At 42.2% G+C, this 10,145-nt stretch carries 10 protein-coding genes; 4 read left to right on the top strand and 6 right to left on the bottom strand.

The genetic code is table 11. The features are described 5' to 3' along the window. Positions 1–35 precede the first annotated feature (35 nt). From CWC03_RS18190 to CWC03_RS18210, 4 genes are all read right to left on the bottom strand, one after another. Positions 36–263, bottom strand: a complete 228-nt coding sequence (locus CWC03_RS18190; RefSeq protein WP_249314073.1) for a hypothetical protein — start codon at positions 261–263, stop codon at positions 36–38. 822 nt (positions 264–1,085) lie between these two features. Further along, positions 1,086–1,448, bottom strand: a complete 363-nt coding sequence (locus CWC03_RS18200) for a gamma-glutamylcyclotransferase family protein (RefSeq protein WP_138583081.1) — start codon at positions 1,446–1,448, stop codon at positions 1,086–1,088. A 59-nt stretch (positions 1,449–1,507) separates the two neighbouring features. Then, complete coding sequence (locus CWC03_RS18205; RefSeq protein WP_138583082.1) at positions 1,508–3,658, bottom strand: DUF6351 family protein; 2,151 nt, start codon at positions 3,656–3,658, stop codon at positions 1,508–1,510. A 115-nt stretch (positions 3,659–3,773) separates the two neighbouring features. Then, entirely contained in the window at positions 3,774–4,523 is a 750-nt protein-coding gene (locus CWC03_RS18210; RefSeq protein WP_138583083.1) for a substrate-binding periplasmic protein, read from the bottom strand. 535 nt (positions 4,524–5,058) lie between these two features. On the opposite strand from CWC03_RS18210, the gene CWC03_RS18220 reads away from it, so the two are divergent. The 3 genes from CWC03_RS18220 (at position 5,059) to CWC03_RS18230 (ending at position 7,714) form a co-directional block, all read left to right on the top strand. Further along, complete coding sequence (locus tag CWC03_RS18220) at positions 5,059–5,379, top strand: hypothetical protein (protein WP_010605265.1); 321 nt, start codon at positions 5,059–5,061, stop codon at positions 5,377–5,379. Further along, on the top strand, positions 5,376–6,989 hold the full coding sequence (locus CWC03_RS18225) for a PepSY-associated TM helix domain-containing protein (RefSeq protein WP_138583085.1): 1,614 nt from the start codon (positions 5,376–5,378) through the stop codon (positions 6,987–6,989). Before CWC03_RS18220 ends, CWC03_RS18225 begins: the two co-directional genes overlap by 4 nt. Before the next feature lie 104 nt (positions 6,990–7,093). Further along, entirely contained in the window at positions 7,094–7,714 is a 621-nt protein-coding gene (locus CWC03_RS18230; protein ID WP_138583086.1) for a LysE family translocator, read from the top strand. 53 nt (positions 7,715–7,767) lie between these two features. Here CWC03_RS18230 and CWC03_RS18235 read toward each other — a convergent pair whose 3' ends face one another. Then, on the bottom strand, positions 7,768–8,376 hold the full coding sequence (locus CWC03_RS18235; RefSeq protein ID WP_138583087.1) for a hypothetical protein: 609 nt from the start codon (positions 8,374–8,376) through the stop codon (positions 7,768–7,770). 331 nt (positions 8,377–8,707) lie between these two features. On the opposite strand from CWC03_RS18235, the gene CWC03_RS18240 reads away from it, so the two are divergent. Further along, complete coding sequence (locus CWC03_RS18240; protein WP_138583088.1) at positions 8,708–9,406, top strand: hypothetical protein; 699 nt, start codon at positions 8,708–8,710, stop codon at positions 9,404–9,406. Positions 9,407–9,609: 203 nt separating this feature from the next. Here CWC03_RS18240 and CWC03_RS18245 read toward each other — a convergent pair. Then, positions 9,610–10,145 (bottom strand): integron integrase (locus CWC03_RS18245; RefSeq protein ID WP_138583089.1); only part of this gene is annotated, 536 nt, incomplete at its 5' end.

Consider the following 10,145-nt stretch of genomic DNA (forward strand, 5'->3'; position numbering starts at 1 on the left):
AACTTTTAGAAGAGGGAGAAAGTTATTGAAATTAACTAGTTAAGAGTAATTTGGAACTTTTCAGATTGCTTTTCCTGAATGGCATTTATTCGACTACCGGATTTAAATTTAGGATCGATAGTACCTTTTCGGATACGGAACAATTTTACTGTTGTGTCGCATGGCTTTGTTTTATCCAGTGCGTCATCATCAAAGCCCGTTAATTCACTCAATAGGATTTTATACTGCCCACCAGGCTCTAGTATTTCAGATTCGAAGCTCATAAGTTTTGAGTCGCCAGTGACATTTGTACAATTAGATCAGAAAGGAGGCGGGTGTTAAAGCCTTTTTACAAAGTGCGATCCCGCCGTGACTGCCAATCTAAGCATCAAAACACCAATATTCAGAATCGACTAATTATGTAAAGGAGACATCCATGTCTCTAGTAAACGCCGATATACTATGTCGCAATTGTGAATGTAAAAAGGATGAGGCCGAGAATGATACGATTGAAATCTAAATGCGTTGGCTTAATTCAGCATCGGAATATAATACAGCTCAGTTGTGTTAATAGTAACGACATAAACACACATTTTTCTGTTACATTATTTGTATATATTATGGGTTCAGTCGACTCATAATAAGGAAAGTGAGCATGAAAGACATCTGTAAACTTGCTGGTTTGATTTTGATTGGTATTACCACATTAAGTGCTAATGCTGGAGAGGTAATACTTAAATTATCAAAACCAAGCGGCCAGCCCCCACCGGTGGAGTCTGCTCGCTCAATAAATATTTTGCTCAAATTGGAGTGTACCAGAGTACTCCTACTCTAAATTCTTCTTGGAGAGGTAACTTCAGTGTTGCTGCCCATGGTGCGAATCGTATAAATAAATACGCGTTAACAAGCGGTCGCTGGCATAGCAGTGATTGGACTCCAGGTATTTTATATGATGGGCAGTTTATCGGCGCGATTGCGTTTAATCGAGTATATGGCGTTGCGAGCTATATGGGCCAGAAACAAGTTACAATAAGTAACTGCGGTAAGGCGTGTGAGTAGTTTATATATGTAGTAGCTAATGATAGAGCTAGGAAAGCTCTATCATTTTATAGACTTTCTACGAGAATTGCTTTTTGGCTTGCTACATAAATCCAGCATTGTTGTCCAGAAGCAGCAGTTGCCGAAATGCGTTGATAGTCATCCACCTCGTACTCATCTGCATGAGCTAATTCAGCTTCCGTGATTAAAAATACAGTCCCCTCGACTTCATCCTTTACATTACCTGTCGCGATTAGAATGGGATGAATATCCTTTTGGCTACTGGCAATAACAGCGGGATCTGTTATTTTAACTTGGCCAACTTTAAATCCACAAAGTACCGCTTTCTCACCTTCTAATCGCCTGTTGAAAGTATCTAGTTGCACTTGTTCCTGTTGCAATGTGCCGTACGAAAATAATGCTTGCATCATTTAATTCTAATCCGTTGTTCTCCTATTAGGTCTAAGTCTAAGCAGCGATATTTTCCCAGTCAATCAAGATCTTGCGGTCTACCTATATCGGGCTGACTATAATCGCATACGCCCTGAGGATAAATTTGTTTAAGTGTAGCGAGTTGTGTTGAGATATCTACCTCCCCATAGATCCCTTTGGCAAGGGCCGCTTCAATCGATATTTTATGACACTTAAATATATCACCAGCCCAGTTTGCACCGGCTTGAATTCTGCTGGTAGAAAACATTGGGTATCTGGCGGTACAAGTTCCTTGCGGTTGGTTATTCCAGATACCATTAAACACAGCTTTGCCGCTGGCGATGACTTTACCCTGTTCGTCGAAACACGTATCAGCAAGTGTCTTCGGTTTTGCGTCTGCAACGGATGAATTTGGCTGTGCTTTGAGGTTGAGTAACCATTCATCCATTTTTTCAAATGCAAGTTGAGTTGGATTAAACGCTTGATGTGCGACCCAAATTACTTGATTCTCTGGGTTTGAATCTGCGGCGGACATTCTCAATCGAGTATAAAATGAAGCAGACATATGATGCATATCTAGCTCATTCTCAAGATAATGCCTGGCATCAATAATAGGGATATCAACTTTGCCAATAAATACCTGCCCTGAGCGATACGCTTTTTCCATCGCCGCAAGGCTGCCGCTGTGCCTAGGTGCTATGCCATTGTCGTCTGGCATGGTGATATTATGATTGCCCCAAAGCGTTAGCCAAATAGGTACTTTGTGGCCAAACGGTAATACAATTTCTTCTTGTTGCATCTGGTTTTGGGGCTTCCATCCACCTATTTTTTTATTGATATCGATAAATTCAGCCATCGTGATCTGCTGAGCCTTTAATGCTTCTAGTCCATATTGAACACCTTCGTTATCCCAAGTGCTTAATCCTAAGCCTGATCGGTCCGTGCCAAATACGTTGGCCATGTCCTGCCAATAACTCCAGTTTGTTCTCTCTACTACCTCATCCTCAAAAAAGGCCCTTAAGAACCCTTGCCTTGGATTATTAATAAAAGTAGATAATCCAAAGTAGCCATTGATACACTCACTATTGCCATCAGGAAAGGAGGGTACAAACCCGGACATTAATTGGTTGAGTGGTTGTAAAAAACCAGCTCGTTGCGGAAAGTCGTTGATTGCATTCATGCCCTCAATATGACGGCGGCGGGTCCAATCACGCCATGCTTTTCTGTCATTGGCTCTAAAGGTGAAGTAGTTATTCAGTAAATCACAATCTAACGCGTAAGTGGTTTGGGTGATCATATCAGGGTAACTATAAAGTGGGATAAGGCCATCTAAGATCCCTTGGCTGTTTTGTGCAATCAAATATTGTGCGAGACCACCGCCAGAGCCGCCAATCCCAACCGTATAGAGTGGCTCTCCGTATAAACTAGTAAATTGCTTTTTCACCCGTCTTGCGGTGTCTTCGGCCAGTAACATATTGTAGGTGTAGCTTGTTTTATTGCCGCTAGAGCTTATGACTGCGTAGCCAAGCTTTAACTGCTCTAGCTGTCTATCTATTACACGCTCCGGTTTTTGCCTACCTTGTCTAAAACCAATCCCTGAACCGCCATTAAATTGGTAGATAAGCCGGTTATTCCATTGAGACTTAGCCTGTCTATCACCCACTTCGTCAACTGTAATGGGCATAACGATAGTGTAAATGAAGCGATTTATGGTGCCTTGCTCAACGCGTAACAGTAAGTTTGTTTCTATCGCTTTATTTCTTTCGTCTAGCGGCTTGATTTGGTTGTCAGAAGTTATCGCAAAGTAGCGTAACCGCGTTTTTGCCATGCAATCTTTACTAAAACCAAGTACTTGGTTTGATTGCTCATCCATCACCGGCACACCGAACCCGGCGTGGTTATCTATTTCTGGTTGACCAAGGCCAGAGTCCAGAGTCATACAGTAAAAAGGATATTGGTTAGGGCCAGAGTATAGGTTGGTATTCGGACCAATATCTCCTAGCGCAATCGGAAATACGAAGGTATCGGCGGGTCTGTTAACTTGTGAAATATGCGGATAAAACTCAAGAATTGGATTGCTTTCGCTGTTTGCTATTCTTTTTACACTGTATATTTCTTCCTGCTCACTCGTTAGCCAAAACCAATAACCACAAGCGCCAAGAACAATCAAAGATAATAATGCGATGAGCCAAGAAAGTAAGGGTTTCATATAAGCTCCTTCGAGTGCTGGGCAAATGGAGAAACGGATATTATAAGTGTAGGACTAGATATTCGCAGTGTAGTTATTTGTTTGTTATTTGAACATGAAATTATTGCATTAGAAGTTAAAAGTCATCACCTAAGTATTTAATCTCAATAGCTTTAATTGTTTTATTTGAAACCTTTCCTAAGAGCGACTCTATACGCTTCGCCATTGCTTGGTTAGCAATGTTGTATCCCATAAATTGCTGCTCAGCATGAAAGGGACGCGGTAGAAAAGTGACCTCAAGTTGATGGCGGCGGATCATCTCTAACGCCCATATTTTATCGACTAAAACTGCATCAACTCTGTTGTTATTGAGCACGGTAAAAAACCTTTTACCGTCGTCATGGTTTTGTTCGTAAAAGGAACGCATAACAATGGCCGCATTGATTTTTTTTAACTCTTGCACTGCGGCTTCCGGGTAGCTGTAATCCTCAGAGATCATGATTCTAGGGGCTGCAATTTGATAAAAGTCATCAGGATTACTAAAACGGCCTTGTTTTACCGCAAGAGAGAGCTGCCAGGTGGTGAATGAAACATCAATGATTGGAAAGCCATCGGCTTCGTCTACATGTAAGGTAAAGTCAAATGTACCATCGGCAACGCCAGCTAAGCAGCGACGATAAGGAAGTTCATGAAACGCCACTCGGTAGCGAGTGCCAATAAGTGCTGATTTAATTATATCGACCTCAATACCTCGAACCTGTTTTTGCTCGTTAACAAAGCTATAAGGCCACCACCTTTCAAAACAAATATGTACCGCACGACTATCCGTTTTTGCCAGCGCATTGGTGCTAAGTAGGGCGAGTAGCAATAAGAGAACAATTTGCATCGGTGGGTTTATCCTAAATTACCTTCACTAAGCGTAATGATAGATTGGGAAAAGCGCAACAAAAGAGCATATCATGGGAGTTTCACGTTTGTATACAAATCAATGTGGCTGCTGTTAGCTGGTCTTTGTATAAAAAGTATTAGGATATTCACTACACCCTGATGTGTAGTGAAAATGATTATCATATCAATTGTATTTTGTGTTGCTGAAAGTAAAACATTCGCTATAATCTTGACCTCACCTTAATCCTCAATCTAATTGTAAAACGGAGTTTTACCTTGTTAAGTGTGTCTTTTGTCGCTCTCCTGAGCCTTGCAATTACGTTAATTTACTGCACAAGCAAGCATCAGCGCTTGTTAAAGCGAGCTCTGCCCAAGCGTGTCAGAACTGCTGGCTACATTCTTCTGGCAATTACATTCATTTTTGCAATACAAATTTTCACTGGTGCAGCGGTCGTATTTAGTTGGCTTGTCGGTGTCATGGTGCTTACCGCGCTGATTCCCTTCACCATTTTAATACTTTTTAGGAAATCACAATGAGCAGGTTGTCACATGCTGATAAAATTCAGCCTGACTGGTGGGGAAAGACACTTGCAGGTGTCATACTTGGCTTGGCACTAAGCTTTGGGATCGTTGGTCTTTTCGCTTGGGTTGGCAGTGATGGTTTGATGGACACGTTAACTCCTGCAAGACAAAGTTGGCGGACTCAGTTTAGTATGTGGATGATTTCTCCTATCTGGTTACTCATTTTGAGTTTTGTTTTTATGTTCAAAAACTCAAAACAAGCAGTGCTTTGGCTTGGCGGCGCTAATTTAGTTGTTTACGTTATTTTATTTGTTGTAAGAGGGATGGCATGAAGATCCGCGCCGATATATTAAGGATTTATCAAAATGTACATACTTGGACCGGTGTAACTACCGGTCTATTGCTGTTTATCGGTTTCTTTGCCGGCGCTATCACCATGTTTGCTGGTAGCATTGATAAATGGGCTACGCCTCCTTCCCATCATTTGTCTCAAGTAGACGCCGACCAATATGATGCGCTGCTCCATCGTGTGTTTGAGCGACACCCTGAGGCACTAAATGGTATTAATATTCATTTTGAAGCAGACCATTCTCCAGTTACTTGGTATGAGCAAGGTGGCGCTCGGGGCTTGAGCCTTGATAAAACGCTCTGGCACGGCACTTTAAATGAAGCTGGGGAACTTGAGGCGCATACCAGCTATATTAATGAGCTATCGTCGTTAGTGGATTATCTTCACCGCAGTGCAGGCATTGCGGGGGAAATTGGTCATGATCAGGCGGGGGTCTATGTACTGGGTGTTGCGGCAATTTTGTATTTTATTGCGCTTGTTTCAGGCGTTATTTTCTTATTGCCGAGCTTAGTAAAAAGCTTTTTTGCCCTAAGAGATAAAAAAGGCGCGAGCCGTTTTTGGCTTGATACACATAACCTAATTGGGATCACTAGTTTACCGTTTCATATTATTATCGCCATCACAGTCATCGTATTCGCATTCCACGATATTTTGTATGGTGGGCTAGGTAAGTTGTATGGCGATAAGCCGCTTTTTTCAAGCCAAACACCTCCAGCTATTGAATACAAGGTTGAAAACTTGCCTAGACTTGAGGTGATTTTGCAAAAAGCGAAAGACTACGCACCAGGCCATCAAGTCAAAGAAATAACTCTGAGTCGATTAAATAGTGCAAGGCCCTCTGCGTCAATTCAATTGTTAAGTGATAAACACTTGATGCGTGGCCCAGAAGCTGATTATTTATTTATGAACCCTTATACATTTGAAGTATCGGCAAGCAGTGTTGCGGACGATGCACAAGGGATCTGGGGGGCGGTAGTGACCACATTATTCGGTCTTCACTTTGGCAGTTATGGCGGTGAGTTTGGTCGTTGGGCTTATTTTATTATGGGTATTTTAGGCGCGGTGTTGTTTTATACGGGTAATTTGTTGTGGCTTGAGAAGCGCCGTAAGCAAAAGCAGCCGGAGCAGTCAAAATCAACCCGAGTGATGGGGAAATTGACTATTGGCGTGGCAATGGGCTCATTATTGGGTGTAGCTGCCGCGTTTGCTGTAACAAAATGGGCTGCGTTGACCACAATGAACATCAATGTTGTGTATATGTGGGTCTATTATCTGTGTTTTGGTTTTACCTTGATTGCAGCGTTCGTTATCGGTATGAGTAAAGCGGCAATTTGGTCACAAAGGGCGATTGCCATTTTGTGCTTCTCGTTGCCACTGACTTCAGTCATCGCGTTTGCAATCCCAAGTCTTGGTATTTGGCCAGCGACAGCTTGGTCTTCTATTGGTTTGGAGTTAACCGCTATAATCCTAGGTGTTACTTTTTGGCGAATGGCAGATAAGACAAAGCATAGAGCTTACTATGGCGAAGCCAATAGCATTTGGTTTATTGGTCAGCATAAAACAGAATGTCAATTACAAACGCAGTCTGTATAAAAAACACGTAGAAAGGGGCAGGTAGCTCCTTTTTACTTACAAAGTGTCATCTATTTTTTCAAATCTGTTATCCTACTCGTTTAGCAATTCTCTACGGAAAAATTATGGAGCTTACAGCCTGGTTAAGCCTTGCTGCTATTTGTGCTTTTGGTGCTATGTCAGCAGGCCCAAGTTTAGCGGTTGTCTTGCGTTATAGCCTATTTCATAGTGCCAAACATGGTATTGTCGCAAGCCTTGCGCATGGTTTGGGAGTTGGAATTTATGCCAGCCTAGCAATCTTAGGGTTGTCAGGGCTTATTCATCAATTTCCGATTGTATACCAATTTTTGGTTTACGGTGGTGCCGCCTACTTGGCATGGATGGGGATAAAAATCTTAATGAGTAAGAGCCAAGGGTTAGCGGTATCACAGTCTCAAGTGGCAACGTCGTATGCCAAAGCAGCGCAGGATGGTTTTGCAATTGCATTTTTGAATCCGAAGTTAGCTATTTTCTTCGTTGCGCTCTTTTCGCAGTTTATCGATCCAGAAAAGATGACACTAATGGTAGGCTTTATCATGTGTATCACTGTGCTAACGATCGATGCGTTGTGGTACTTTATTGTCTCAATGTTGAGTGCCTCAGCAAGAGATAAATTCGATTTAACGGCTAAGCGAGCTGTGATTGATAAAATTCTTGGCTGTGCCTTTTTACTGCTCGCCATGCGAGTGATTTACCAATCCTTGTAGCCATTGTAAGCACTTCTTGGTCGGCGCTCTATCTTTGCGCCCATCAAGCTGAACTAATCTAACCCTTTGCGCTGTATGTAGTTGTGAAGAATAAATGCTTTGAGTTTTTCGTTATCGGTTTTATTCATTGCAAAGGATACGGCGAGCTCCAGTGGGCTTGCCACTTTTATTGAGTGGACGTTTGCAAACAGTGGAATAGGGTCGGCAAGATATAGTTTAGCTATCCGACTGATCACATTAATTTGGATTGCATTTGCTTTGTAGGGAAAAGTATTAATCAGTCCACCGGATTGAGATATGGAGATCATATTAAACGGCATCAATTGAGGGGACAATCTAAACCTGACCGGCGTTGATGGGCAGGTACGCCAACTACGTGGTGCACTAGAGTTAGCAGCTTCCACGATATTAGGTGCTTCTAAGTTGTTGTCTAAAATCTCCATCAATGCCGATAGGTCGCTAAGTGGAAACTCGACCTGCTCGTTGGCATTTTTAGCAACGAGACTAAACTGAGAACTATTTGAAATACTCGCAAGTAACTTTTTAATCTCGCTGTGAGTTTGCTGCTTTTGATCCCTAGCTTCCGGCAATAGCGAACCTGCAACGCGATTACCGGCTAGGGTTCGGTTAATGAATTGTAGTTCTTCCTTCGTCAATTTCATGATTAAGCACATCCATTAGGTGGTTGATATTTATACAGCAAGGTTTATACCAAATTCCGCTTTCGTTGCTATTGCGGCGTTTCTTTTTTAAGTACGGGCTTTGCAATTTGTTCAGCAGTAAACTTGTTGCCATTTAGCCTTCAAATAGGGCAACCTAACGTACCTAAGCGGCAATGAATTGCCCATGAAGCTGTACGTGTTATTTAAGAAAATGAAACGTTTCCGTGTTCAGTGGCTATTGATATCAATTCATCGGCTGATTGTTGAAAATATTTATTTGGAATAATGCTTGCAAAGATCTAGCACCGAGATTGTTTTTTAGACTTGCCCAATGCCAACGTTTTTAACTGGACATCAAGTAGCGCTGATTGAGCCTACTTCACTGAACTTTTCACCTGTAGAGCGAGAGAAATTGGTGATCCCGAGCGCTCATAATCAGCTTACAGCAAATGACAATCACCTTGCTGCTGGTGGGGGGCGTGCTCACACCTTTAAACAAAACTTTATGAATGCCATGAGCAATGGCTCGGCTAGCGAAACGTCGCAAGATGATAAAAATGAAGCGTTACTGCAGTTCCAATTTGCGGATCACGAAGTTCTATTTGACCTTACAAGCATCGCCTCTCATGATGAGGCTGCTTACGAAAAGCTCCGAGCGTTGTTGGCTGATATGATGACAAGGCCAGTAAAGGTTGATATCAGCAGTAAAGATCAAGCGCAGCAATTACTGTTTAAAAATTTAGAGCTAGATTTTTTAGCGTACAAGGAGCTCTCTGAGCGGTTGGAAATGTTAGCAAAGCTTGACCATGAAACTGAAAGTCAAAAAGCATTGGCGCAGCAAGATAGAGATCGCATTCGTGCGGTAATTGCAAGTTTACATGCACGCCTAGAGAAAGGCCAAGAGGCGTTACTTGGTGGAACAACATTAAAAGCGTTGGATGTGAATCGCAAAGATTTTGAGCTTGAATTAGATAGCCTATTTACCAGTGTTGGCTTTGATTCGGATATGCCAGTAACTGGCGCGACTTGATTGCCGTGATCATAATTGTTTGCTGGGATTTGCACTTTTTACCAAGTATAAAATGTAGTAGCCCATACCCGAACCTCACCGTTTAAAAAGAACGGGGATAGACTTTACCTGACATGCGCTTTGTGGAACAAAAGACGGTCGTCAACGTTACTTTTGTTCTACAAAGCGCACGTTCCACTAACTCATGTATGCCCCAAAACGAGCTAGAAAATTTTGCTCAAAGGGCTAACAACACCGTTTGCGCCTTGCTGTAAAACATGGGTATAAATCTGAGTGGTTTTAACGTCTGAATGGCCTAACTGAGCTTGTACTGTTCTAATATCAGCCCCACTTTGTAACAGGTGTGTAGCAAAAGAGTGGCGAAAAGTGTGGGGCGTTATCGGTTTTGTTATTTGTGCTTTTTTGGCTGCCTCTTTAACCGCTTTACGTACACCTGTTTGATGAAAATGATGTCGCCGGCTCTCGCCAGTCTCAGGGTCGGCGCTTAATTTATAAGACGGGAATAAATATTGCCAAGCCAGTGACTTGTTAGCCGATGGATATTTACGAGCTAACGCGTTTGGCATCCAAACACCTGCATATCGTTCATTCTGGGGAGCTAATTTTAAGTATTCATCAGCCTGAGCAATTTGATTTCTTAGTAAAGGTATAAGTTCAGTGGCAAGTGTAACTACCCGATGTTTATTCCCTTTTCCATTCCAGATCCGAATACACTCGTAGTCAAAGTCAAAGTCAAAGT

It is taken from the genome of Pseudoalteromonas sp. S2755, assembly GCF_005886535.1.
Taxonomy (GTDB): Bacteria; Pseudomonadota; Gammaproteobacteria; order Enterobacterales; family Alteromonadaceae; genus Pseudoalteromonas.